Annotated in this window: 23 protein-coding genes; 14 read left to right on the top strand and 9 right to left on the bottom strand. The window is 42.5% G+C overall.

What is annotated here, in order from left to right:
• Positions 1 to 187 precede the first annotated feature (187 nt).
• From mcrB to V7O62_RS04530, 6 genes are all read left to right on the top strand, one after another.
• Positions 188 to 1,492, top strand: coding sequence for a coenzyme-B sulfoethylthiotransferase subunit beta (gene mcrB, locus V7O62_RS04555; RefSeq protein ID WP_406657836.1), 1,305 nt, complete (start codon positions 188 to 190; stop codon positions 1,490 to 1,492).
• Positions 1,493 to 1,531: 39 nt separating this feature from the next.
• Positions 1,532 to 2,026 carry a methyl-coenzyme M reductase operon protein D gene (mcrD, locus tag V7O62_RS04550; protein WP_406657835.1) on the top strand — a complete coding sequence of 165 codons (495 nt, stop codon included), beginning with the start codon at positions 1,532 to 1,534 and terminating at the stop codon, positions 2,024 to 2,026.
• On the top strand, positions 2,026 to 2,637 hold the full coding sequence (gene mcrC, locus V7O62_RS04545) for a methyl-coenzyme M reductase I operon protein C (protein ID WP_406658336.1): 612 nt from the start codon (positions 2,026 to 2,028) through the stop codon (positions 2,635 to 2,637). The genes mcrD and mcrC overlap by 1 nt, the downstream gene beginning before the upstream one ends.
• Positions 2,638 to 2,643: 6 nt before the next feature.
• Complete coding sequence (gene mcrG, locus V7O62_RS04540) at positions 2,644 to 3,393, top strand: coenzyme-B sulfoethylthiotransferase subunit gamma (protein ID WP_406657834.1); 750 nt, start codon at positions 2,644 to 2,646, stop codon at positions 3,391 to 3,393.
• 10 nt (positions 3,394 to 3,403) lie between these two features.
• The gene (gene mcrA / locus V7O62_RS04535; RefSeq protein WP_406657833.1) at positions 3,404 to 5,122 is read left to right on the top strand and encodes a coenzyme-B sulfoethylthiotransferase subunit alpha; all 1,719 of its coding nucleotides are present in this window, start codon (positions 3,404 to 3,406) and stop codon (positions 5,120 to 5,122) included.
• 183 nt (positions 5,123 to 5,305) lie between these two features.
• On the top strand, positions 5,306 to 7,357 hold the full coding sequence (locus tag V7O62_RS04530; protein WP_406657832.1) for a hydantoinase/oxoprolinase N-terminal domain-containing protein: 2,052 nt from the start codon (positions 5,306 to 5,308) through the stop codon (positions 7,355 to 7,357).
• A gap of 55 nt (positions 7,358 to 7,412) precedes the next feature.
• Here V7O62_RS04530 and aroA read toward each other — a convergent pair whose 3' ends face one another.
• Positions 7,413 to 8,690: a 3-phosphoshikimate 1-carboxyvinyltransferase gene (gene aroA, locus V7O62_RS04525; RefSeq protein ID WP_406657831.1), complete on the bottom strand. Its 1,278-nt coding sequence runs from the start codon at positions 8,688 to 8,690 to the stop codon at positions 7,413 to 7,415.
• A gap of 276 nt (positions 8,691 to 8,966) precedes the next feature.
• A complete protein-coding gene (locus tag V7O62_RS04520; RefSeq protein ID WP_406657830.1) occupies positions 8,967 to 9,722 on the bottom strand; it encodes a helix-turn-helix transcriptional regulator in 756 nt (251 codons plus the stop codon).
• A gap of 352 nt (positions 9,723 to 10,074) precedes the next feature.
• Between V7O62_RS04520 and V7O62_RS04515 the strand changes: the two genes are divergently transcribed.
• Positions 10,075 to 10,539, top strand: coding sequence for a DUF488 family protein (locus V7O62_RS04515; protein ID WP_406657829.1), 465 nt, complete (start codon positions 10,075 to 10,077; stop codon positions 10,537 to 10,539).
• 2 nt (positions 10,540 to 10,541) lie between these two features.
• On the opposite strand, the gene htpX is transcribed toward V7O62_RS04515, so the two are convergent.
• The 3 genes from htpX to V7O62_RS04500 all read right to left on the bottom strand — a co-directional run bounded on the left by htpX (position 10,542) and on the right by V7O62_RS04500 (position 13,425).
• Positions 10,542 to 11,396: a zinc metalloprotease HtpX gene (gene htpX / locus V7O62_RS04510; protein ID WP_406657828.1), complete on the bottom strand. Its 855-nt coding sequence runs from the start codon at positions 11,394 to 11,396 to the stop codon at positions 10,542 to 10,544.
• Between the two features lie 133 nt (positions 11,397 to 11,529).
• The gene (locus tag V7O62_RS04505) at positions 11,530 to 11,802 is read right to left on the bottom strand and encodes a hypothetical protein (protein ID WP_406657827.1); all 273 of its coding nucleotides are present in this window, start codon (positions 11,800 to 11,802) and stop codon (positions 11,530 to 11,532) included.
• A gap of 60 nt (positions 11,803 to 11,862) precedes the next feature.
• Positions 11,863 to 13,425: a hypothetical protein gene (locus V7O62_RS04500; RefSeq protein ID WP_406657826.1), complete on the bottom strand. Its 1,563-nt coding sequence runs from the start codon at positions 13,423 to 13,425 to the stop codon at positions 11,863 to 11,865.
• A gap of 269 nt (positions 13,426 to 13,694) precedes the next feature.
• On the opposite strand from V7O62_RS04500, the gene V7O62_RS04495 reads away from it, so the two are divergent.
• From V7O62_RS04495 to V7O62_RS04465, 7 genes are all read left to right on the top strand, one after another.
• Positions 13,695 to 14,498 carry a helix-turn-helix transcriptional regulator gene (locus V7O62_RS04495; protein ID WP_406657825.1) on the top strand — a complete coding sequence of 268 codons (804 nt, stop codon included), beginning with the start codon at positions 13,695 to 13,697 and terminating at the stop codon, positions 14,496 to 14,498.
• Positions 14,499 to 14,563: 65 nt separating this feature from the next.
• A complete protein-coding gene (locus V7O62_RS04490; RefSeq protein WP_406657824.1) occupies positions 14,564 to 15,079 on the top strand; it encodes an amino acid-binding protein in 516 nt (171 codons plus the stop codon).
• A complete protein-coding gene (locus tag V7O62_RS04485) occupies positions 15,076 to 16,071 on the top strand; it encodes a homoserine dehydrogenase (protein WP_406657823.1) in 996 nt (331 codons plus the stop codon). The genes V7O62_RS04490 and V7O62_RS04485 overlap by 4 nt, the downstream gene beginning before the upstream one ends.
• A 45-nt stretch (positions 16,072 to 16,116) precedes the next feature.
• Entirely contained in the window at positions 16,117 to 17,811 is a 1,695-nt protein-coding gene (locus V7O62_RS04480; RefSeq protein ID WP_406657822.1) for an ATP-dependent DNA ligase, read from the top strand.
• A gap of 34 nt (positions 17,812 to 17,845) precedes the next feature.
• Positions 17,846 to 18,208 carry a hypothetical protein gene (locus V7O62_RS04475; RefSeq protein ID WP_406657821.1) on the top strand — a complete coding sequence of 121 codons (363 nt, stop codon included), beginning with the start codon at positions 17,846 to 17,848 and terminating at the stop codon, positions 18,206 to 18,208.
• 487 nt (positions 18,209 to 18,695) lie between these two features.
• Entirely contained in the window at positions 18,696 to 19,382 is a 687-nt protein-coding gene (locus V7O62_RS04470) for a phosphatase PAP2 family protein (protein WP_406657820.1), read from the top strand.
• 82 nt (positions 19,383 to 19,464) lie between these two features.
• Entirely contained in the window at positions 19,465 to 20,691 is a 1,227-nt protein-coding gene (locus V7O62_RS04465) for an MFS transporter (RefSeq protein ID WP_406657819.1), read from the top strand.
• On the opposite strand, the gene V7O62_RS04460 is transcribed toward V7O62_RS04465, so the two are convergent.
• From V7O62_RS04460 to V7O62_RS04445, 4 genes are all read right to left on the bottom strand, one after another.
• Positions 20,681 to 21,511 (bottom strand): response regulator, encoded by an 831-nt coding sequence (locus tag V7O62_RS04460; protein ID WP_406657818.1) that lies wholly within the window; start codon positions 21,509 to 21,511, stop codon positions 20,681 to 20,683. The two genes, V7O62_RS04465 and V7O62_RS04460, sit on opposite strands and share 11 nt — an antisense overlap.
• On the bottom strand, positions 21,511 to 23,547 hold the full coding sequence (locus V7O62_RS04455; protein ID WP_406657817.1) for a CHASE4 domain-containing protein: 2,037 nt from the start codon (positions 23,545 to 23,547) through the stop codon (positions 21,511 to 21,513). The genes V7O62_RS04460 and V7O62_RS04455 overlap by 1 nt, the downstream gene beginning before the upstream one ends.
• Before the next feature lie 213 nt (positions 23,548 to 23,760).
• Positions 23,761 to 25,071, bottom strand: coding sequence for a TldD/PmbA family protein (locus V7O62_RS04450; RefSeq protein WP_406658335.1), 1,311 nt, complete (start codon positions 25,069 to 25,071; stop codon positions 23,761 to 23,763).
• A 5-nt stretch (positions 25,072 to 25,076) separates the two neighbouring features.
• Positions 25,077 to 26,408 (bottom strand): TldD/PmbA family protein, encoded by a 1,332-nt coding sequence (locus tag V7O62_RS04445; protein WP_406657816.1) that lies wholly within the window; start codon positions 26,406 to 26,408, stop codon positions 25,077 to 25,079.
• Positions 26,409 to 26,436: the final 28 nt, after the last annotated feature.

Below are 26,436 nucleotides of genomic sequence, written 5' to 3'. Positions count from 1 at the left end.
TTGAACTGCTCATAATGCGATGCAAAAGGTTTAAACGTCATCGCTACTTAATACTCCCGAGAATTCCCGCTGGAAAGTTTTACGCACGGAAAATTCGATGTGGTACAGAAATATTACTTATCGTTGACTAAGATGTGCGTATCCAGAATGGGTTATTTCTGTATAGAAACATAGGAGGAAAATATACGTGTCTGATAAAATAGACATTTACGACGACAGAGGTAAACTGTTGGAGAGCGGCGTCGATCTTATGGATATTGCGCCAACAAGAAACGCAGCAATACAAAATATCATTAAAGATACCAAGAGAACCGTTGCTGTCAACCTTGCAGGAATTGAGAAAGCACTCAAGACCGGAGCAATGGGCGGAAAGAAGAAGCAGATCCTTGGTAGAGAACTCGACTATGATATTGTCGGAAACGCAGGCGCAATTCAGGACGCAGTTGCAAAACTTGTAAGTGTAAACGAAGGCGATGACACCAACGTAAAGGAGCTTGGTGGCGGAAAGCAGATGATAGTCCAGGTACCAAGCGTAAGGGCACAGGTAGGTGCTGACTACGTATCCGCAAGTACCGTAACCGGTGCAGCAGTTGTCCAGACAATCATTGACATGTTCAACACCGACATGTTCGATGCACCAATCGTCAAGTCCGCTGTATGGGGAAGCTACCCACAGACAATGGACATGTCCGGTGCAAACATTGCATCCATCCTCAGTATCCCACAGAACAACGAAGGTCTTGGTTACTCCCTGAGGAACATCACCACAAACCACATTGCAGCCATCACCGGCAAGAAAGCAATGAATGCAGCAGCACTTTCATCCATCTTCGAACAGGTAGGTATGTACGAGATGGGTAACGCTGTAGGTCCTTTCGAGAGACACCAGTTACTTGGCCTTGCATACCAGGGTCTTAACGCAGGCAACTTCGTCTACGACATCGTAAAGGAGAACGGTAAGGACGGTACAGTCGGTACTGTTATCCAGTCAACAGTAGACAGAGCTCTTGAAGCAGGCATTATCTCAGTTGACAAGACCGCACCATCCGGATACAACTTCTACAAGGCAAACGATGTTTCAATGTGGAATGCATGCGCAGCAGTAGGTCAGCTTGCAGCAACACTCGTAAACTGTGGTGCAGGCAGGGCAGCTCAGAACGTATCATCAACCATCCTCTACTTCAACGACATGCTTGAGAAGGAAACAGGTCTTCCAGGCTGTGACATGGGTAGGGCACAGGGAACTGCAGTAGGATTCTCATTCTTCAGTCACTCAATCTATGGTGGCGGTGGACCAGGTATCTTCAACGGTAACCACGTTGTAACCAGGCACTCCAGAGGTTTCGCAATCCCTTGTGTATGTGCAGCAGTCTCACTTGACGCAGGCACACAGATGTTCTCAATCGAGAAGACATCAGCACTCGTTGGTAACGTATTTGGATCAATCCCAGAGTTCAAGGAGCCAATCAAAGCAGTGGCAGGAGCTCTCTAAGACACAAAACCCTCCTAAAATATCACAAGGTAATTACAAATGGTCAATTCTTCAGACACAAACTTTGTGCAGCTTGAAATTTATCCTTCAAGATTGCTAAGACCGGAAACAGCCCAGACATTATTGAATGAGATCGCTGAGATCGAAGGTGTAGTCAGGTTGTTTATTCATGGTCCAAGGCTTCCTCAGACTGTTCCATACGGGCCTGCAAAAGGTGAAATCGTGCAGCACCCCGCGAACAAAGTGATCGAGGTTGCAGGTCAGGCCATGGAACTTGCTGTTTGCGTGGGTGGCATCCGCATGGAAGTTATCAACGCTGATGTTAAGGAACAAGTCCGGGAAGTTTGTGAAAAAATCCTTCCTGTTTCATTTGAGTTCAGGGAAGGTCATTTCATTCCGACAAAACAGACAGTGACGGATTACGCAAAACGCGGGCCCGGTGCGGACCCTGTGATGATTGGAATGACTGATCCGAAAGGAAAACTGAAAAATTATCCTGTATGTATCCTGAAATCTGAATCCGAGGATGAATGATCATGTTTGACCGGGAGACACAGGTTGTAGATTGCAGACACGGTATGGGTCTTGGCAGAGGAGGAGGACTTGCACAGCGAGGCACTCTTTCAGAGACTGGAAGATCCGATGTGATTGCAGTTGCCATGAGTCCCGGAAGAAGACATATCACAAAACCCGTCTGTGAACTCACATACGGAATGCGTAGAGAAGAGATTCAGGTCAGTGTGCTTGTGCTTAGCACCGGTTCAGGTGTTCCGGATACCAATATGGGTTCCGGATCTTTTGGCATAAGTCCCGAGGAGATTGCACAGATAAACAGGCACAAGGTTGCTGTTATCCACACAGGGAACATCAGGGAACATGTAGTAAGGAAAGTAAAGGCGATACTTGAAAAAGCCAGTACTCCTGCAGTAGTTGTTTGCCAGACCCCCGTTGATTTCGAGGATTTTGCAATGGCAGGAGTTAAGACAAGGCTTGTAAAGCCACAGGATAGTGATATTTTAACCAAAGGAAGGGTGATGGAAATTGTGAGCGGAATTACACGAGGAGAGTCATGTTCAAGGGAAAAGCTGAACGAACTCGTGAAAGCCGTGAAAACCACAATGAGATCATTAGAGAATCAGGAGTGAATAATTATGGCATATGAACCACAATTTTATCCAGGAGCAACATCCGTTGCAGAAAACAGAAGGAAACACATGTCAGGAAAGGTCGAAAAGCTCAGAGACATTTCCGATGAAGACCTGACATTGGTACTTGGTCACCGTGCACCAGGTAGCGACTACCCAAGCACCCACCCACCACTCGCAGAAATGGGTGAACCAGAATGTTCCATCAGGGAAATCGTAGAAGCAACACCAGGCGCAAAGGCTGGTGACAGGGTAAGGTATGTACAGTTCGTTGACTCAATGTACAACGGCCCATCAACACCATACTTCAGATCCTACGCAGCAGCAATCAACTTCAGAGGTGTCGACCCAGGTACACTCTCCGGTCGTCAGGTAGTTGAAGCTCGTGAGAGAGACATGGAAGAGCTCGCAAAGTTCCAGATTGAGACCGAAATGACCTGTCCAGCACTCGCTGGCCTCAGGGGTGCAACAGTACACGGTCACTCACTCAGGCTTCCTGAAGACGGTGTAATGTTCGACATGCTCGAAAGGGTAAGAAAAGAAGGCGACGTAATCATAATGCACAAGGACCAGGTAGGCAGACCTATCGACAAGAAGGTCAACCTCGGAAAGCCAATGTCCGAAGAAGAAGCAGCAAAGAGGACAACAATTTACCGTGTTGACAATGTCGCATTCAGGGACGATGCTGAAGTCATTGAATGGGTTCAGAGAGTATTCGACCAGAGGACCATCTACGGCTTCAAGCCGGAGAACTGAGGTGATGATAATGGCAGATGACAGACAGAGGAAATTTGCAAAACAGATGGAGATCAAGTTCACTAAAGAACATGGTACCAACAAGATGGAAGGTGGCGAGATCACAGACAAGACTGTAACATACTACAGGCTTGGTGTCGATCAGAACCCCAGAAAATTAGAAATGAAGAAAGCAGGTGCAGAGCTTGCAAAGAAGAGAGGGCTTGTAGGTTACAACCCAATGATGCACTGTGGTGGTATACCACTCGGTCAGAGAGCACTTACACCATCATTCCTTTCAGGAACTGACATGATGGTAGAGATCGATGACCTTCACTACGTCAACAACGCTGCAATGCAGCAGATGTGGGATGACATCAGAAGAACAGTAGTTGTCGGTATTGACATGGCACACGAGACCCTTGAGAAGAGGCTCGGTATCGAAGTCACACCAGAAACAATCAACCACTACCTCGAGACACTCAACCACGCACTTCCTGGTGGAGCAGTCGTTCAGGAGCACATGGTCGAAACCCATCCTGCACTTGTAGATGACTGTTACGTAAAGATCTTCACCGGTGACGACAACCTTGCAGATGAGATCGACAAGCAGTTCCTCATCGACATCAACAAGGAGTTCCCAGAAGAACAGGCAGAGCAGCTCAAAGCATCTATCGGAAAGACAACCTGGCAAGCAGCTCACATCCCAACCATTGTCAGTAGGACCACAGACGGTGCTCAGACAAGCAGGTGGATGGCTATGCAGGTCGGTATGTCATTCATTTCAGCATACAGCATGTGTGCTGGTGAAGCAGCAGTAGCTGACCTTTCATATGCAGCAAAGCACGCTGGTGTTATCTCAATGGGTGAAATGCTCCCAGCAAGGCGTGCACGTGGTCCAAACGAGCCTGGAGGAATTCCATTCGGTCACATGGCTGATATCGTCCAGACAAGCCGCAAGACCCCAGAAAACCCAGCAAACGTTGCTCTTGAAGTAGTCGGTGCAGGATGTATGCTCTACGACCAGATCTGGCTCGGTTCATACATGTCCGGTGGTGTAGGTTTCACACAGTACGCAACAGCAGCATACTGTAACAACATCCTCGATGACAACCTCTACTACAACGTTGACTACATCAACGACAAGTACGATGGTGCAGCAAACACAGGTGTAGACAACAAGGTCAAGGCAAGCCTCGATGTCGTAAAGGACATTGCAACAGAGTCTACGATCTACGGTCTTGAGAACTACGAGAAGTACCCAACAACCCTCGAAGACCACTTCGGTGGATCCCAGAGAGCAACAAGCCTTTCAGCAGCAGCTGGTTCCGCTGTATCCCTGGCAACAGGAAACGGAAACGCTGGTCTGTCCGGCTGGTACCTCTGTATGTACCTCCACAAGGAAGCACACGGACGTCTCGGTTTCTTCGGATACGACCTGCAGGACCAGTGTGGTGCTACAAACGTACTCTCATACCAGTCCGACGAAGGTCTGGCTGTCGAACTGCGTGGACCAAACTATCCAAACTACGCAATGAATGTAGGTCACCAGGGTGGTTACTCCGCAATCACTTCCGCTGCACACGCAGGACGTGGAGATGCATTCGCAGTCAACCCACTCATCAAGGTCTGTTTCGCAGACGACCTCCTGCCATTTGACTTCTCCCAGCCAAGGAAGGAGTTCGGCAGAGGTGCTCTCAAAGAGTTCGAGCCTGCTGGTGAGAGATCACTCATCATCCCAGCAAAATAATTTTAAAACAAGTGTAGGCTTTATGCCTACTACTTACTCTTTTTTGATTTTCTTTCTTCTGACTTTGCTTTCATCTCTGTTTTACTGACTATTTTATTTGGCAATGCTTAAATATTGCAAAGCCATTCGTTTTTACATTATCAATTATTATCTTTGATCTCTGTTTTTAAGGAGTGAACCGATATGCAATATAGTCTGGGAATCGATGCTGGTGGAACGTTTACAGATGCGGTTATAGTCCAGGATTCGGATGGTACAATCGTAGAGTCTACAAAGGTGCTTACCACCTATCCCGACCCAATCGGTGGTATCAAGAAGGCCATCGATGAGCTGGATCCTGAATGTGTCAAAGACGTAAAACTGGTCTCTGTATCAACAACACTTTCAACAAATACAATACTGGAAGATACGGGTTTTCCTGTTGGTGTTGTATTGGTGGGTGACTACGTCATTCCCGAAGAAGGGTTTCCGGCAAAGTACTACGTCCGTCTGAATGGTGGTCACACGAGTAATGGGGAGGAAGCTGCTCCTCTTGATGAGGAGGGTGTAAGAAGATTTGCCCGGGAAACTAGGGACCAAGTCGCAGCATTTGCAGTCTCCTCTTTTTTCAGCAACAGGAATTCCGAACATGAACTCCGCGTAAAGCAGATTATAAAAGAACTTACCGGGTTGCCTGTTGTTTGCGGTCATGAGCTTTCGCAGGAGGTAGGTGCATATGATCGTTCTATCACTGCTTACCTGAATGCCCAGCTCTTGCCTATCACGCACAGGTTCATCAAGTCCATTATGCAGGATATCAATTCCCGCGGAATAGGTGCCAATCTTCTAATGCTCAAATGCGATGGATCGGTTGTCAGTATGGAAGAAGCCTTGGAGAAGCCTATAGAATCAATTTTTTCCGGACCAGCAGCTAGTCTGGTGGGTGCTGCTTACCTTACCAAATATGATACCTGCGCAATGGTAGATGTAGGTGGTACCAGTACGGATGTTGCACTTATAAAAAATGGAATTCCTGAATTGAGTAACCAGGGTGCGGTAGTAGGTGGCTGGAAGACTATGGTAAAAGCTATCCGCATGGAAACCTCCGCAACCGGGGGGGACAGCCATGTCTGGACCGAGGACAAAAAATTCTATATCGGACCGAGGAGAGTAATTCCTCTCTGTCGCGCTGCTGAAGAATATACGGGATTCCTGAATAAATTGAAAGAGAGTAAAAATCCTTCCAGGAAATTGCTCTGTGAAAACATACAGCCTACTAAATTTTTCGTAAGGACTGGCTTTGCGCCCATGGACCTTAGCGCAACAGAAGAAGAGGTATATGATGCTATTCAGAGCATGCCGATATCATATACCGAACTTTTCCAACGACTGAAAAAACAGCCAAGTGTCAGAGCACTGGATAATCTGATACAGAAGCGCCTTGTCCAGGCTATAGGTTTTACACCCACAGATGCATTGCATGTGCTTGGTGACTTCCGTAGATGGGATGTCGAAGCTTCTGTGGTGGGTGCCGAAAAGCTGGCAAAATTCATGAGCATCCCAAAGGAGGAACTATGTTCCAATGTCAAACGTAAAGTTGCGTGGAATATGGCATCTGACCTTGTATCATATCTGGTGGAAGGAATTCCTGCTCCTGTTATAGAAAAAATGCTATCCGGTGAGAATTTCACTCGCTTTAAGGTGGAAACTCCTGTTGTGCTTCTGGGTGGTCCTGTTGTTGCTTTCAAGGAAGAAATGGAAAAACTAATTGATGCTAATATAATGCTTCCCGAACATTCAAGTGTCGGTAATGCCGTAGGGGCACTTGTGGGCAAGGGTATCAAGCGTACTGAAATATTGATAAAAAGAGATTTTGCGCCGATAACTGGTGAAAATGCTACCGATGAGGAGCTCAAAAACGCAAAAGAGGTTGTCAGATACTTTGTTTTTGTCCCTGAAGGAAGGCAGATGTTTCCCGAATACATTGAAGCTGTGGATTTTGCGACAAAAACAGCCAAACAGATCGTTATGGACTATATGAAGTCAGCCGGCTATTCTGCCAATGAAGTTGAAATAAAGACAACCAAAAAGGAATTCTCCATCAGGGAAAGTGAAGAACCTGTAGAGACAAAAATTATAGTTGTGGGTGTCGGTACATCAAAGATAGTTGTGGAAAAAGACGTTATTCCTGATTATATGAGAAAGAAGGCAACCAGCTCCAGGAGAGCTGCAGAACATTCATATTCAGGAAAATGAAGGGTAATGTCCCCTTCTGCCTGCTTTTCTATTTTTTGTATTTTTGGGGAATGAATCAGAATATCTTGAGTTCTGCTCCCAGGGACTGCATTTCTTCAAAGAAGTTCGGATAGGATATTTCCACCGATTCGATGGTATCTATGGTAGTGTTTCCTGCTACCATACCTGCTATGGTGAGCGCCATTACTATCCTGTGGTCGTGCCATCCATGCAGGTCTGCGCCTCTTAGTGTTCCGCCGATAATTGTGAGCTGGTCAGGATATTCTTTGACTTCGATTCCCATCTTGGTAAGTTCGAGTGCCATTGCATGTAGCCTGTCTGTCTCCTTATAGCGTACATGCTCCGCATTTTCTATCACAGTTACGCCTTTTGCACATGCTGCCAGGACGGCGATTGTAGGTACAAGATCGGGGGTTGCACCGGCATCAAATGTAGTTCCCGTAAGGCCGTTACCTGTAACTCTTATGACTCCTTTTACTTTGTCCCACGATATATCCGCACCCATGCGCTTGAGTACTTCGATAATCTCTATATCTCCCTGCTTTGAAGGGAACATGTTTTTAACAAGAACAGTAGAACCTGTGATTGCAGCAGCAGCCAGAACATAGGAAGCTGAAGAGAAGTCGCCCGGAACCGTATACTCTTTCAGGTCATATTTCTGGTTTGCAGGAATAATGAACTTTATATTATTCGTTTCCTCGATAAGTATCTCACAGCCTGCTTTTTCAAGCAATTCTGTTGTAACATCTACATAGGGTCTTGATTTCATTTCCCCTTTGATAGATAGTGTAGTGCTTTTTGTTGTAAGAGGGCATGCGATAAGCAGTGCAGAGATAAATTGGGAACTGATAGACCCGTCGATGGTAGTAATAGCGCCTTTGAGTCCTCCTCTTACTACAAGGGGTGCACATCCGTTGTCTCGTGTGGAATATGCTTCAACTCCAAGACGATTCAATACATCTAGAAGGGGCTGGTTAGGTCGAGTCCTGATCGAACTATCTCCTGTCAGTACAGTCACTCCGTCGGACAGGGATGCTATTGCAGTCATGAACCTGAGGGTAGTGCCTGAATTTGCAACGTCTATGACATTTTCAGGAATATTTGGTTTTCCGTTAATCCCTTGAATTATTAATTTATCGTTTGTCTGTTCAATGTCTGCGCCGAAAGCCTCACATGCACGGATGGTTGCCATTGTATCAGCAGATAAAAGTGGCCTGTGGACTACACACTCATTTGACAATGATGCAATGGTTATGGCTCGATGAGTGTAGCTTTTTGAAGACGGTGCAAATACTTCACCATTGATTTTCGAGATGTTGACAGATACTTTCATTTTAACCTCTTCTAATGTAGAGTGGAATGATCAAGAACTTATTATAACACTTAGAGTGCTGTTTATCCCTTTCCTTTAGCATGGAAATGATAATACTTATTCTTTACTTTTAAAGTAAATATTAATCTATTTTCTTTTATATATTATTTTGTATGTGTGAGATAGCGACTGATATAAAAGTCCTGTATTTTCCAAGTTCATTTTATAAAATGCTGGAAGTACTATCACAAAGTAAGCAATTTTCATGAAAATAAGTAAAAATGATTTTGCATTCAGTTAGACATTAGTTAGCGGGTCTGAATCCTTCAAAAAGCAATCAAACAGGTCTTTACCCCATTCAAGTGCGCTTTTACTACTACACATTATGTATTTGTTATCAAACCCTCCTCCTCTTTTTAGCGGGCTTATCAGGATGTCAAAGTCATTGAAAATCAAGGATAAAAAGCTCATTTCTTTAGGATATACATACAAATAGAACAATTTATTCTGAAATACATCCGGAAGATTTCCCTGATAGTCTGTTTGTAGTTTACTAAATAATTCCCTGGAAATGATCATATATATATTTGTATTATTGCTCATAAGCTCAGAGAACAGTGTAGTGAAATTTGGATGTAGGAACGTAGTAATTGCAAATACGGACCTTGATTTTTTAGAACCTTGATGGAATTCTGCTACAAGTTCATATATTTCCGTAATGGGTGGGCTCACAGTCCTGCATTTTTCAAGTTCATTTATTCTTCTTAAAAGATGATTTGGGATGAAATCAAAGTTATGTGTTCCCCAGTAATTAATGTCAACATCAAAAAGCTGACAAGTTTTTAATAAAGGAACCATATCATTCAGTATCAGTCTTCCAATAGTGGTTAATTCGTAAGTATCGTCTGATTTGACTATAAGATGATGTTCTTCTAATATCCTGATCTGAGGAAGTAATGCTTGTCTCGATGTTTTTAAGGACCTGAGGATCATCTCCATTTCTTTAGGACCATCCTCCAGAAGAACTAGCAAGTTCTTTCTCTTCTCTGACATGAACAATACATCAATCAAGGATTTTTTCAGTGATATCATCTCCTAAGTAACAATTACCTCTGCGACTTTTACAATGTAATATAAGAAAAATTCTTTATATAGAACAAATTGAGCTTTGCTAATATACTTTATGGAAGTTTTGATCGAGAAGTTAAAACCAGATTCTTGTAGTTTTACTCTTCTAGGGATTAAGTGTGTAATAGCAAGAACCAAACGAAAGAAATAAACCTAACATATTCTATCCATAGGTAGGTTCGACAAATGACAGAGATGAATTTGTTTTCCGGGTATTTTGCCTGTAATATCTGAAGAAGTGAGGTATTGACTTTATATGAACCCAATTTTTTGCCTGATGACTTTACCGACTGTACGAAAAAATCACTGCTATACTATAGGATATGGCAACAGGTCCTTTGATGAGTTTCTTGAAATACTTCTTGAGAACCGAATTACGAATCTGGTGGACATACGCAGGTATCCTCAATCAACATTTGAAGATTTCAATAAGGAATCTCTGGAAAAAGCCCTTCCGAAGAATGGCATACGCTACGTCCATTGTGAAGGAGTCGGAGGTATGCGTGACTCAAAGTACGTTGAATATATGGGTACTGACGAGTTCAGGAGCAGTTTTGAAAAATTACAGGAACTCATATCCAGGGTCAAGGAGAGTGGCGGGAGAATCGTTCTGATGTGCGCTGAAAAAAACCCGAAAGGATGTCACAGGCATTATCTCTCGAATAAACTTGAAGAAAATAATGTAGAGGTTATCCACTTGGTCGAACCAGGGCAGATGAGCCTCTTTAACTTTTACGATTGATCTTACATTGCACGAAGGCGCTTAATGCGTTCCTCTGTAGCAGGATGAGTTCTGAACAGACTCATCAGTGTGCTTCCTTTCAAAGGATTCACAATGAACATGTGTGCAGTGTTTTCGGATGCCTGTACATCTCCTCTTCTTTCCCTGTAGTTTGAGGAGCCATATTCAAGCTTTTCAAGTGCACTTGCAAGAGCCCATGGTTTTTGAGATATACGTGCTCCTTCTGCATCAGCTGAAAACTCTCTGGACCTTGAGATTGCAAGCTGAATAATGGTGGCTGCAAGAGGTGCCAGTACTGCGAGTGCAATAAAGCCAACGATATTGTTGCCTTCACCATCCCTTCCGCCGATGCCTCCGAAGATAGCTGCCCATCGGGCCCATGCGGCAAGCATCGTGATGACACCTGCTATAGTTGCGGCAATTGCACTGATAAGTGTGTCACGATTCTTAACGTGTGCAAGCTCATGTGCAAGCACGCCTTCCAGCTCTTCTGCTGTCAGCAGGTTAAGTATCCCGGTTGTTGCAGCAACGGCTGCGTGTTGTGGGTCCCTGCCGGTTGCAAATGCATTTGGCATGGATGTGTTAACGATGTATACTTTTGGCATGGGAAGATTTGCACGCATTGCAAGCTTCTGCACGGTGTCATACAACTGAGGATGTTCGGCAGATGTTACTTCCTGGGCACGGTACATCTTGAGTACTATCTTATCACTGTACCAGTAGCTACCAAAGTTCATGATAATTGCAAACAAAAAGGCAATTATCATACCTAGCTTTCCTCCAACAGAGCCTCCTACCAAAACAAGTAGACCTGTAAGAGATGCCAGTAATATTGTGGTTTTTAACATATTCCCCATTATTTACCTCGTAGAGATATTTTTTCAAATATTTAATGAGCGTAATTAGATTGTTTGTTCTTCTATATAAATATTCTCCAACAATCATCCAAACGAATTACAGCAAAAAAGTAGGGAGATATGAACACCTGTTTCATATCTCTTCGATAGATATATCCTCTCCCAGGTCCATCTCGCCCATAAGTGCTTCAAGCTCTGCAAGCTCCGCTTCAAGATCCTGGATTTCTGAATCAGTGACTCCTACCATTTCATCGTTAAGTGTCTCATCAGCAACGGATATTTCCTGCATTTCTACATTTTCGGAAATCGTAGTTTCTTCCTCCGGTGAAGAACTATCAGTACAACCGGACACAGCCAATGCAAGTATCAGAACAGCCAGTGTAAAAATGTATTTTTGGTTCATCATAAACATTCATCTCCTGAAATATTATTTTCTCAATTTGCTATCACGAGTTCATGTTTACGGTTAAGCACTAGTCTGATTCTGAGACCCGTTTGTATCATCGTCATCTTCTTCATCTGATGATTCATCATTAGAGGACACATTGTCCTCTCCTTCTTCACTTAATGGGTCATCTGTGCTGTCATCGTCTGATGAGCCATCATCTTCGTTTTCATCTGAGGACTCATCATCAGAGGACACATTGTCCTCTCCTTCTTCTTCATCTGACTCTTCTGTTTCTTGCTCTTCAGTTAACTCTTCCTCGTCTTCTACTTCTTCATCCTCTGAATCAGGAGTTGCCCATCCTTTTGATTCACCATCGTTCACTGAGTAGCTTCCATCTCCGGAAAGTATTGCTGTGCCTTTTCCCTCAACTTCAAGATTAATATCAGTTCCACGCAGCATCACTGTAAGGCGGCTTCCCTCAACTGTTACATCTCCTGTGAGGTTGTGGTAGACAAATGCCCTGTTGTTATTATCACTATTGCCCGAATCAATATTTGAAGAATCGTAACTTGCATCTTCAGTATCTATTATCGCATCTCCTGCCATGTCCTTCATTGCAACCTTGGCATCTGTTGCAGTGAATGCTAGTGTGATGTTTCCAGAAATTACTATATTTCCATCTCCTTCGGCATTCAGCTCTCCTTCTCCATTGAGGACTACAAGCCCTTCACGATGATTTTTGAGTGCTCTTAACATATCCTTAAGGATGGCATTTGCTTCTTTGATACTGTTTCCTGCCTGTCTTATATTTTGGACAGCTTCATTGCTTTCATTCCCGCTAGTATATGCTTCTTCGGCCTGTCTCTGGTATTCTTTTGCTTCTGCAACCAAGGCGCTATATTCCTCGAGCATCTCTTCAAGTTCTGTTACATCTTTACCGTTTTTCTCCAAACGTGCAATCTCATTTTCAAGCCGGATCTCCATGGATTCGGATGTTTTTATAACTGCTTCAACCCTTTTATTGACTGTTTTTGCCGCTGAGTTTACACGTTTCTTACGTGCCTCCTGCCATATATCCCTGATATCCTTGGCTGATTCTGCAAGTTCGGCTCTTGTAGTTGCTGCATCGATGTCGTCTTTTTCTTCATTCAGTTTCTCAATATACTCTTCATTTTCAAGAGATTCTATCATCACATCGATAGTAGTGTTAAGATATTCTTTGGTAGCCTCGATGGATTCCTCACTGTTCAGGGCTGAGTTATTAGCTTTTGCTTTCTGAAAGTTTTCCCTTGCCTGCATGTACCTGTCCTGGGCATTCTTCACCTTTTTGGCCTGGTTCATGATTGAAGCCCGAGGGGTATTTTCTTTCGCATTATCCCTAATTCTGTCTTTTTTCCTCTCATGTATCTGGACGCCGGAAATGTCGTCTTCAGCTTCTTCATCGGAGTCATCTGCCTGTTCATCTTCTACATTACTACTCTGTTCTCCCTCTTCGGAAATTCCGTTCTGCTCTCCGTTGTCTGAGTCAGCAAGTGCTACTGCCGGTATCACACTGGCCAGCATCAGCACAATTGCAATGTATGCAAATATCTTCATTCCTGTGTTTTTCATATCTATTCCTCTGGTTCTCGTTTCTAACATTAAATCTTTATTCTGTCTATTTATGAAATCAATCTTTGTTTTTCTGTATTTGCAATTCCGGAAACTTGTCCCGTTTATTATGTTGGCAATTCCGAAATTGTCAGGTGATTATATAAGCATACTTTACTTCATCTGATTTTTCAAAACTTAATATACGAATTTATGGCTTATCAAGGTCTTATTCGCTTGTTAAAGCTTTATATGGCTTTATTCATAAATTTCAAGAAAATATTATATGCATGAAATGAATAAATATACAGTCTGTGTTGATGCAAAAAAACCGATGTCTATTGTTCCTAGTCTTTTTCACTGCAATTATTCCGCTTGCAGGGGCTAATAGTACGGCAACCATACATGGTGTCATCTATGAATGGGACAGCTTTGAACCTCTGGAAAATGTCATAGTTGAGGTAAATTCTACTCCTCCCCAGTCAATGCTTGCGCGGTATGGCATATATTCCTTCAATCTGGCGCCGGGAAGTTATCTCGTATCTGCCAGTTACTATCGCAATTACACATTAACCTATCATACGGAAGAAGAGATTACAATAACAGATGATGGCGACTATGTGATAGATATTATTTTTCTTCCTACTTTTTATGAAGAAAATGAAATAAACGGATCGGGATTTGAAGAACTGGACGAACTTGCAGGCTTTGCAGAAAGTGATACTTCAACCGAAGGAAACACTTTTTCATTAACCTTTGTCTATGGTCTGGCATTTTTTGGCCTGTTGCTTGCAGGAGCATATCTTTTTTCCAGACGGCAAAAAGGAGAAAAGGATAATGATTTGCAAGATAGTATTGGAAATTCCGAAGACAGCAGTTCATCGCTTATTTCTGATGAATTTGCCAACCTGCCTGCAGACCTCCGGGAGGTCGTGGGTATAATCTCAAATAACGGCGGTCGAATTACTCAAAAGGACCTTCGTGGCAGGCTCAAACACTCCGAGGCAAAGGTGAGCCTCATGGTATCGGATCTTGAGAACCGTGGTATTGTTCAGAAATTTAAAAAAGGCCGTGGAAACGTTATAATTCTTGTTGGATCGGAACAACCAAACCAAAATGTATAACTGTATCTAATGAGTATGGGTAGGAAAGTTACTGAATTTAGTTAAATCTATACACGAGGGTATACATGCGAGTTTCAATGGATCTTGAGTTAAAAGATATCCCCGGCCAATTACTTCTTGCACTAAAACCAATTTCCGATTTTAAGGGTAATCTGATCTCCGTGGTACATCACCACGAAAAGAAAACCCCTCGCGGTACAATTCCCGTGCAGGTAGTGTTTGAGGTAAAGTCCGACCACCTTGAGAAGCTGATAGCAGACCTTGAGGAGAGAGGTGTCCGTGTTGTTAGCATGGACGAGAAGCGCTATCTTGAACATGGTGCTGTCATACTGATAGGTCATATCGTTCACACGGATATACAGGATACTATCGATCAAATCGATAGCACAGGATATGCCGAGGTAGTTGACCTTAACCTGTCGATGCCAAAAATCAACATGGCTTCGTCAGCTTCCCTGAAAATAGATGCTGTGGGTAAAAAAGACCTGCATGCTGCAATAGAGTTGCTCAAGTCCATTGCAAAGAAGAAAGACTTGCTGGTGATAGAACCCGTAGAGAGCCAATTGAGGATGATCGAGTGAAAATTATACGTGCATCTATAATAGGATTCGGTGCTGTAGGCCAGGGTGTTGCGAACGTTCTTCTGGAGAAGGACGATTACCTTCGAAGTATAGGTATAGACCTCAGGATTGTCGCCATCGCAGACTCAAGGACAGCTGTCATTGATGGCAAAGGTCTTGATCTTTCCGCAGTAATTGCTTCCAAAAAAGAAAAAAAAGTAGTAGGTACTGAAAAGATCAGTGGTACTGAGATAATAAAGACTGTGGATCACGAACTTGTAATAGAGACTACTCCTACTAATATTGAGGACGGAGGCGTGGGGCTTGCCAATATGCTGACTGCCTTTGAAAAAGGCATGGATGTGGTAACTTCCAATAAAGGCCCTCTTGCTTTGAAATATGGTGAGTTGATTGAAGCTTCCAAAAGTTCAGGTTCCAGGTTCAAATTCGAGGCAACAGTTGGTGGTGCCATGCCTGTTATCAATCTCTCGTGCGATACACTTGCAGGGAACAGCATACTGAGCATGGAAGGCATATTCAATGGTACATGTAACTATATTCTTACCCGTATGATGGAAGAGCAGGCACCTTATGAGCAGATGCTTGCCGAAGCCCAGGAACTTGGTATAGCGGAGGCAGACCCATCCTATGATGTGGAAGGCATAGATACGGCCTCCAAACTTGTGATCGTTGCAAACGTGATCTTCGGAATGAATGCAAGTTATAAGGATGTGACAGTGACGGGTATTACTAGGATAACCCCTGAGGCTTTACTGCTTGCAGATAATGATGGATATGCCATTAAGTTGATTGGTGAAGTTAATGACAACAAGATCAATGTTGCACCAAAGCTTGTACCATTGGATAATCCTCTTGCGGCAGGAGGCACATTGAATGTGTTCTCAGTTCAGACGGACATCTCCGGTCCTATTACTATTACGGGAAGAGGCGCCGGTTCTATAGAAACAGCAAGCGCAATTCTCAGTGATATCATCTCTCTTTATAAAGAATAACATCACTCAGAATGCTCTGGACTTATACTACAGTAACAGATCACTATGACAAGCTTTAAGGAATTTGCACAGGCCTGCGAGGTTATCGAAGAAACTTCCGGTTCTCTTGACATGACCTCTCTGGTTGCCGAACTGCTGGACCGGGTCAGCCTGGAGGAACTTCCGGTTGTAACTCACTTTGTGATGGGTGAAGTATTTCCCGCATGGAGCAGTGAGGAAATAGGCGTTGGAGCAGGTATCCTTTATGCAGCTCTTGCAAAGTCATCCGGTCTTTCCGTGAATGAGATCGAAAATATTGTCAAAGAGACGGGTGACATCGGTAAAACGGCTGTCAGGGCGCTTGGCAAAAACTCAAAAGGGCAGGCAACATTCTCATCCTTCTTTACAGAAGCACATGAACTTTCCATACTTGAAGTATTTCAGCGCTTCCAGACAATTTCAAAGGCTTCTGGCAAAGGTTCTCAGGCAGCCAGGATAAAGAATCTGCAATATCTCTTTAATTCGGCTTCTGCAGAGGAAGTAGGCTATATTGCAAGGCTTGCCGTTGAAGACCTGCGAATAGGTGTAGGTGAAGGTATTGTACGTGATGCGATTGCAGCTGCTTTTAATGTTCCAGTGGAAGTTGTGGAACGTGGGTTCATGCTTACAAACGATCTCGGACTTGTGGCAACCACTGCCAAACAGGGCGGTACGGAAGCTGTTTCAGAGCTTGATCTGCAATTAGACCGTCCTATCAGGATGATGCTTGCACAGATTACTCCTACACTGGAAGCCACGCTCTCGGATATAGGTGAAGCTGCCATAGAATGGAAATTTGATGGTGCAAGGGTGCAGATCCATAAGGATGGTGACAAAATAAAGCTTTACTCCCGTCGTCTTGAGGACATAAGCAACTCCCTGCCGGATATCGTTGAGTCTGTCAAGAAATACGTTCATGCCGATTCCGCAATACTTGATGGTGAAGCAGTGGCCATTGATGAAGAAGGTCATCCTCGGGCTTTTCAGGATATACTAAAACGCTTCAGGAGAAAGTATGACGTACATTCCACAGCAAAAGAGATCCCTTTGACGCTGAACATTTTCGATATAATGTACCTTAACGGCAAAAACCTCATAGATGAACCTCTTGTTAAAAGAAGAGAATTGCTTTCTGGTTGTGTGGAGAACTCCGATTCTATTATTCAGGTCGATAAGCAGGTAATCACCAGTGATCTGGAGAAGATCAATACTATTTATTCGGAAGCTCTCAAAGCGGGGCACGAAGGTATAATGATCAAGAACCCCCAGTCTCCCTACTCACCTGGAAAAAGAGGGAAGAACTGGCTGAAAAAGAAACCGGTGATGGAAACACTGGATCTTGTTGTGATAGGTGCAGAATGGGGATATGGAAGACGTACAAGTTTCATGGGTTCTTACGCCCTTGCGTGTCATGATCCTGAAACAGGACGTTTTTTGCCTGTAGGTAAAGTCGCCACAGGCTTTTCCGATGAGCAACTTTCCGAATTTACGGCATTATTCTCAGATCTTATTATAATGGAATCAGGCAAAAAGATAGAGCTCAAACCGGAAGTAATATTTGAAATAGCTTTTGAGGAAATACAGAAAAGTACTAATTATGAATCCGGCTATGCACTAAGGTTTCCCCGGCTCGTAAATGTCAGGGATGACAAATCCCTTGAAGATGTTGAAACCATAGGGCGACTTGAGGAAATGTACAAACTTCAAAGGGAAAGGAGTTAAAGGCCTCCAACTATGCGAATAGCGAGATGAAGCTATGAAAATAAAACTACTTACATTTTTGCTGGTAGCTGCATTCCTGATATTTGCAGGCTGCACTGAAAATATAACCGATTTCGATGAGTTTGCAATAGATAGTGATGACTCCGAATCGGAAGTAGTGGTTATCTATCTGGATAATTTTTCTTTTCATCCTGACTTTGTGACCGTATCAGAAGGTGACACTGTCAAATGGATCAACAACGACACTGCTGCATCTGTAATAAGAGGTAGTTCTTTCCAGTCGCCGACTCTGAGAAAAGGTGATAGTTACAGCTATACTTTCCAAAATCCAGGCACTTATAATTATTTCCTGATATCACATCCGTGGACGCGTAGCGGCATAGTTGTAGTTGAATGAACATTCTTCCTTACCTATTCATTCTATGTGTTCGGGCATGGCCTGTTGTCTGATTAGGGCCTCTGTATTTTCTGTTTTGAGATATCTCCTGATCAATGTCTCTATATCTTTGAAGTTCTCGTAATGGATGCCCACAATTTCTTTTCAGTAAGGCTTTTTTCGAATGAAGAACTATTTATTTTTAGGGTCTTACTTCTGGTGGGAAGTTTATTGGCACTTATCCCTGAATATCGCTACATAAGAGTTCAGGCATAAAGATTATTTATGAATTCTGCTAATAAACACTAACTCTAGTGGAAAATTTACGTGATAGGATAAAATGACAGCTATTGCCTTGATGACTATAATGATACCGATAGTAGTATTGCTTAATTTCATTGCGTATTACATTCTTGTACCAAAAAAATACAGAAACTTTTATGACGGATCTGGTCTCACTAAAAAACTAGGTCATTTCTTTTCTTACAGTGTTTTGCCTTATTTCCTGATGATTTCTCTAGTATATATGCTTGTTAAATCACAGGGAATTATTGCGGAATCCCTGAATATAACTCCTTATTATAAACTCGCGGAATTTATATTTTCAATAGAAGGAAACACTGTTAGTTCATTCCAGACTATAATGAGTCCTGCACTGACTTATTTTAGTGCTTTCATTTACCTGTTTGGTTTTTCGTTTCTGTTAATATTCACCTTTGTGGTACTGGTCTGCACCGGCAAAATTTCTGTTCTCCAGGAATATTCCATTGCGGTTGTAATGGCATATTTGATAGCTTTCCCATTTTACATTTTCACACCTGTGAAAGTGACAGGTTATACTCTACCTACAGTTGTCCCGTTGCTCTACGAACTTAATCCCGTCATAAGTGAGGGCTTAAGAAGCGTGGACCCGTATTTTGATAATTGTTTTCCAAGCCTTCATGCCGCACTTTCTATCATTGCCATGCTTCTAATTGTTTTCAGGACCGACCTGAAGGAATTGAAGATAGTTGTTGTCATACTGGCTTTGCTAATACAGTTCACGATCTTCTATCTGGGTATACACTGGATAATAGATTTCATTGGTGGCATCCTCTTGGCAGGTCTGTGTTATTATGTAGCTACACGGTATAGGGAAAAGATAGTTGGAAAGGCAACTGTGCTGTTTGCAAATACAGAAAAGAGAAAGCTCTGAAAGAAGCAGTCTGCTGCTTTTCATGAGCATTATGTTCTCTTTTATATTTTGACCATCTATTCCTATTAAAAGGGGAATCTGGATGGAAGAGCAATCTAACGAATCTGAAATAAAGCGAGTCCCTGAAAATAGGAAGCTTAATCCTCAGCTATATGTTCTTTCTTTTTCAAAACTGTTTAAGGATCTTGGAACGGGAATGCTTGCCTTTCTGATTCCGCTATATATAGTAGACTTGCATAGTTTTGCTTTCACTGATATGCCTATCGTTGTAAAAGCAGGGATCGTAGCAACTGTCTTCGGTATCTCCAATGCTCTCTCTCAGCCTTTTATGGGGAGACTTTCAGACAGGATTGACCAAAGAAAGATCTTTATTGTGGCAGGAATGATCGGGTTCACAGTTCTCTCTTTCATATATGCAAATACAAATGAGTTTGAATATGTAGTGTTCTTACGTTTCATTCAGGGAATCACTGTAGGTGCAACAGTCCCTGCAATTGTTGCAATGGTGACAAACCTCTCCACAAGTCATACAAGAGGGAAGGCAATAGGGATATATTCCTCATTGCGTGGTTTCGGATTCGGGACTGGTGCGATGCTGGGAGGCATAGTAGTAAATTACTACGGATTCACCTCTGCATTTTATGTATGTGCTTTTCTTGGTTTGCTGAGTACTTTTTTAGTATCCTTCTTTGTCAATGAGACCCATGACTCCCTTGCTAAAAGCAGGCATAAGAAAGAATCTTCTGAAATGAATATTCAGTTCCCGGTACTCGCAATTACCATGTTCATGATGATGGTAGGAATAATGATTATATTTGCTTTTCTTCCGGAATACAGGACAAGGCTGAATGCAAGCGCGCTATCTCTTAGTATTGCAGTCTCTTCCTATGTATTTTCAAGGGTGCTTTTCCAGACTCCGATGGGTGTGATCTCGGATAAAATGGGCAGAAAAAAGATGGTTGCTCTGGGTTTATTCGTCAATGTCCCGATAGTCATAGGTCTTGGATATGTTGAGTCTATAACTCAGCTTATCACTCTACGTGCATTCCAGGGCATAGCAATGGCAGCAGTGGAAACTCCTGTAATGGCTTTAGCAGTCGAGCTTACTGGTGGTTCGGGAGTAAGTTCTAAGGTCAGCACCATTACAGCCTCACAGGCCGCCGGAATGGCTCTGGGACCTTTACTTGGGGGACTGCTTGCAGGATACGTATCATTCAGAACTCCTTTCTACCTGTGTGGTGTTCTGATCTTCCTGTCTTTTTTACTGGTACTGGCAGTGGTGCAGGAGCCTAAGTCAGCTATAGATTGAGCGTATTTCTGCTATCACTGCTAAAGGAATAATTCAAAAAAGACTTTTCTACATTCTTTCTTTCTGTTATGTCGTAGAATACAATAATAGTTCCAACAACATCGTTGTGACTGTCCTTGATAGGAGATCCGATTACATCTATGGGTGTGCGGTTGTTCTCTTTTGAAACTAGCACTGTTTTGTCATGAAGGCCATAAAAGGCACCCTCATTTAACACCTTCTGTGTCGGGCTTGAGACTGTTTTACCGGTTTCTTCGCAAATTACTCTGAAGACTTCTTCTATGGGTTTACCAAAAGCTTCTTCTTGCTTGTATCCTGTGAGAGCTTGTGCAAGTGGATTCACAAGTTTTACTTTCCCACTCGCATCGGTAGAAATAATAGCGTCTCCAATGTTATTAAGCAAAGAATTTATCCAGTTCTCGTTCTCAAGCATTTTTTCTTTTTCGAGTTCCCTCTTGTGCAGAGCAATTTCAATATTGGTTCTCAGCTCTCTGTCTTCAAAAGGTTTTAATATATGTCCGAAAGGACTTGTTAATTTAGCTCTTGAGATTGTCTTTTCATCGGAATATGCTGTTAAATATATTACAGGAACATCACAATGATTATGTATTATTTCAGCGGCCTGGATGCCATCCATATCTCCCTTCAGGACTATGTCCATAAGTATCAGGTCAGGGTTGTGGATATTTGCCAACTCAATTGCATCTTTTCCGGTAGATGCCATGCAGGGAACATTATATCCGAAATTCTCAAGGCTATCCTTAATATCCATAGCAACTATTTTTTCATCTTCGACGATCATTATTTTTTCATCTGTCATCAATAGTCCCTTCTTTTGTAGGATAGTTCCTTGAAAATTATTTTGAATGCTGTGCCGTTATTCCTGTCAAGTTCAATTGTTCCTTCTATCTGTTCTACCAAAGAGTTGACCAGTTGAAGACCAAGGGAATCTGTTTCTCTGAAATCCATATCTTCCGGGAAGCCAATTCCATTGTCACTTATCTTCAGGATGAACTCATCTTTTTCGGGATACAGTTCGACCTTAATTTCTCCGGTACCTTCATTGAATGCATGTTTCAGGGAATTCGACACAAGCTCATTAATGATCAGTCCGATTGGTATAGATGTATCTATGCCAAATATTATGTTTTTAATATTTATATGGATTTTGATGTCATCTGATGAAAAACCGTATGAACTCACTAGGTATTTTACAAGTGTTGGTACATATGTTTTAAGGTTGATATTTTCAAGGTCATTTGACTGGTATAGGCTTTCATGAGCCATTGCCATTGAACGTGCTCTGTGCTGGCTCTCCTTGAATGCTTCTATTACTTCTTTATCCTCGAACTTTTTTGACTGCAGTCTCAAAAGGCTGGATATGACCTGAAGATTATTTTTTACCCGATGATGTATCTCTTTTAAGAGTATGTCTTTTTTGCGTGCATCTTCGGCCAGCTTTATCTCTGTGATATCTTTCACCACAGACATAACTTCGTCTTCCCCGCTAACAACAATACGTACTTCAAAATACCTTATTTCACCTTTTACAGGTAACTGGTACTGCATTGTTTGCATTTTTCCTGTTCTTAGTACCTCATCGATAGTTTCGAGTTCTTTTGCTGCAATATCATTTGGCAGTACATCGTCTATCTTTATATCCAGAGGCATGTCAGGTGATTCATAAAGACATTCGTCAGTAGAGAGCTTATAGTTGCAGATGGTTCCATCTTTTTTAATCTGGAACACCATGTCTGGCATCGCCTGTATAATCGCTTGTATGGTTGCATCTCTTTTTGAGACAAGATCTTCCGATTCTTCAAGGGATTCGAGCAATTTGTTCATTGAAACTATGAGATTTGATAGCTCATCATCTCCTTCCTCAAATATGCGCCTGGAAAAGTCCTGGCTTTCTCCGATACTTTTGATATCGTCATTAAGCTTATTCAACCGTGAAAGATATGAATTTTCAAGAAGGGATAAAGTCACAATTCCAAATACACATCCGGATATCAGGAGAATCATAACAAAGTAGGCCATGGTTGCTTTACTATGCACGTAAATGCTTCTCTCAATACCTACATCGAGAACCATTACATGCTCGCCATATATGTCTTTTAGTACAACGCTTCCGTAAATAACGTTCTCGTTAATCGGATTCACGTAAACATATTCTCCGGAATCCAGTTGTAGGTCCGGATTACTTAGTAGTTCGGTCGGATCCTCAGCATAATAGACATTAAGTGCCAGATTATTTTTTTCGGAAAGGATGTTTATTTCTTCCTTCTCCAGAAAACGTCCCATCAGCACAATGCCACCAATGGAGCTATTGTCATAGCCTGTTATTATGGGTTGGGACGTAATGATTATGGTTGCATCGTCAACATACAGCATCCCGGTCTTTTTGCTTTCGCTGTTCTGATGCTCCAGAAGATAGCTATTATCTTTAAGATGGCTAATAATACCTTGAGGTGGAGGGATCTCTATTTCTTCATGGATATCCACAGCCTTTGAATACACCAGTTTGCCGGATGAGTTATAAAATAGTGCGAAATCAAATCTTTGGTTGATGAAAGTTTCATCCATCAGGTAGCTTTCTATGTATTTTTGATCTGGCTTGTGGACGAAATAATATGTTTCATCCCAAACTGCCCAATCAACAGTTTTTTTTTCAAGATTCTCCATTTCCGAATAAAGAGAATTTCTTGCGCCTTGTACATCCTTTTTTAGTTCTTCCTGTTCAAGATAGACAAAACTGTTCGTAATGATCACTTGAGAACTCATAAACAGGACAACTATCAATCCTATAAGAGTTGCACCAATAATTGCCAAGGTCTTTTTTCGTAGCGATGCCATCTATTACCCTATCCAGGAATTTACAGGATTAATTATGAATTAATTCAAGTGCTCTTATAATAATCAATAAAAAAACGATTTATAAAATATATATAATTTGTGTGATTCATCCTCCATGCAAGCTGAAAAGGTTCTTATTCCGGTAGGAATGAAGCAAACAAAAACCCTGAAAAATATGGTAAGAAATAAAAAAATGAGATATCGTATATCTTCTTATCCCACGACACTCATACTTTCTATCCTGATAGAAGGTGTAACAGTTCCACCAACTTTGCGTATATCCTTGCCTGCACCGTTCATTTTGGTAAGCATGTCAAAAATATTGCCTGATATCATCAAAGACTTGATCGGTTTGTCTATTTTTCCGTCCTTGATCGTGAATGCATTCCTCGCTTCAACTGAAAAGTCTCCTGATATGGAATTTGCAGTATGTGCTCCAATGACGGTGTTTACCATCACTCCTTCATCTGTTTCCCCTATGATGTCAGTGCCAGGATAATCTATGATAAAGTTTCTCGGTCCGACAGATGGTGTAGAGAAATATGAACTTCTGGATGCATTACCTGTGCTTTTTACATTGTCCTTGCCTGCAGTATACGAATCATAAAGATAGGACTTGAAAACACCATTTTCTATGATTGTAGTCTTCTGTGAAGGTACTCCTTCATCATCAGATCTACCTGTCTCAATACCGCCTTCAAGCAATCCGTCATCTATTATTGAGAGTTTTTCTGTAGCGATATTCTCTCCGATCCTGCCAATGAGATTCGAGCGTCCTTTCTGCACATTGTCCGCATCAATAGAAGGCATGAAAGCATTTCCAATCAGGTCGGAAAATGCAAACGGATGCAGGATCACACTTGTCTTTTGTGGTTCAATAGATATGCTATTCTTTGAATTATCTGCAAGTTCTGCGGCATTTTTACCAATGTTCAGAAAATCAATGTCATTTTTTCTTGAAATTGCAAAATCATAAGCAGTTGCGATACTGTCTCCTGCTGTAATTACATCCGTGAATCCTGAAATTCCTGTGGCACTTTCTTCAATTTCGACACCATTGGTGTTCATTATCAGTCTTTTTCCAAAACTACGGCTAAAGTTACCGGAAGTTACGACAATATCCTTGACTGACCTTGCACCTTCAATCATTTGTGCAGTGTGTGATATGCAGTCATCCAGTTCCATTTGCTCCAGCTCCGGATCCCTTATGCCTGAAACAAGAGGGTACTCTCCATCGGATGGTAGTGATTTCCAGTCTGGATCACTATGGCGCACTTTCGCAGAGCTGACTGCACTCTTTGCTGCATCCTCTATACGACTGATGATGTTTGTACTGGCAAAACCAACAGCTCCATTGACAATGGCACGGATGCCAAGTCCCTGTGAGATGTTCTCCTTTGCACCTTCTATTTCGTCTTTACGAATGTCCACTGAAGTCTGATAGTCTTCCATGATGAATATCTCTGCTTCGTCTGCTCCGAAATCGGTCGCAGATTTCAAACCTTTTTTTGCGAGTTCATACATATCCATCAGGCACCACCTACCAGGGCTTCCGAAACCATGAGATGCGGGGATCCGTCGGTTACAGGTACTAGTTGCCCGCCTTTTCCGCATCTTCCGGAGTTCATCTCCAAATCGTTACCTACCATCTTCACATTATTGAGTATTTCAAGTGTCTTGCCTGATAGTGATACATCCCTGAGCAAGGTTGTAAGCTCCCCGTTCTCAATGAGATAGCCTTTTTCAGCATTGAACTGGAATACTCCTTCACCGGTGTTTACCTGTCCTCCTCTTGATCCTATAAGGTACACGCCATTGCCAATCTCTTCAAGCATTTCCTCAAAATTTGATTTTCCGCTATCAATATAGGTGTTGCTCATTCTCACTATAGGTCTTGAATGACCCTGGGCCCTGCTGTGTCCAGGTTTGCCACCAAGCTTTGCGGCTGTTTCCCTTGAGTGGAGGTAGGAATTGAGTACTCCATCTTTAATCACAACAGTCTTTTTAGCCTGGGAGCCTTCGTCATCAAAGGGGAAATAACCGTATTCGTGTAGTGTGGGGTCATCGATGACATTGATGAGTGGTGACGCAATCTCCTGACCTATCTTGTTTTCCAAAATAGAGCTTCCTTCCAGCACAAGGTCTGCCTCGGAAGCATGTCCAACGGCTTCATGTGCGAATACCCCTGCAAGTTCAGGATCGAGTATCACAGGCAACGTTCCGCCACTTGCTGGTTTTGCGTCGAGTAGTTCTAAGGCTGTTTTTGCAGCAGACTCTGCAAGTCCGAAGGAATCATGTTTATCGAATAACTCGTATCCTGCAACCCCAAATCTGCTTTCACGCCCTGCCTGGTAAACACCTTCTCTTGATGCCACGGCACTAATAGCAAAACCTGTTCTTGTTATGTCATATTCTCCCTCAATCCCGGTTGAGTCTGAATACATTATTTTGTAAGTAGACTCGCTGTAGACGGCACTTACACTTGAAATTTCATCAAGTTTAGCTCTTTTACCCATTTCCTTTAAGTGATTGACCTTTTCTTCAAGGGAAATATCCCGGGGATCAATCTTTACTTTAGGCAGGTTATTAACTACCGGCTTTGCAATATCCATGATTTCTACTTTCTCTTTTGAGGATCTTTCGTTCATGCCTATAGCAAGTTCTGCTGCTGCTCTGATTGCTTTGTTAAGGTCAAAATCCCCGTCAGCCGAAGTAATTCCCCATGACCCTCCACTCAGGGCGCGAATTCCCGCCCCTTTTGTGTAATTCACAGATACTTCTTTTATATTCCCGTTGTCAAGAATAATTGATGTCGTTATACCTTCAATTATCTTCGAATCAAAAAAGTCTACTTCAAACATATTTTCACTCCCGGAAAAAAATAAGTCC

Source organism: Methanolobus sp. ZRKC2, from assembly GCF_045291185.1.
GTDB lineage: Archaea > Halobacteriota > Methanosarcinia > Methanosarcinales > Methanosarcinaceae > Methanolobus.
This window is presented reverse-complemented; position numbering and strand designations above follow the sequence as displayed.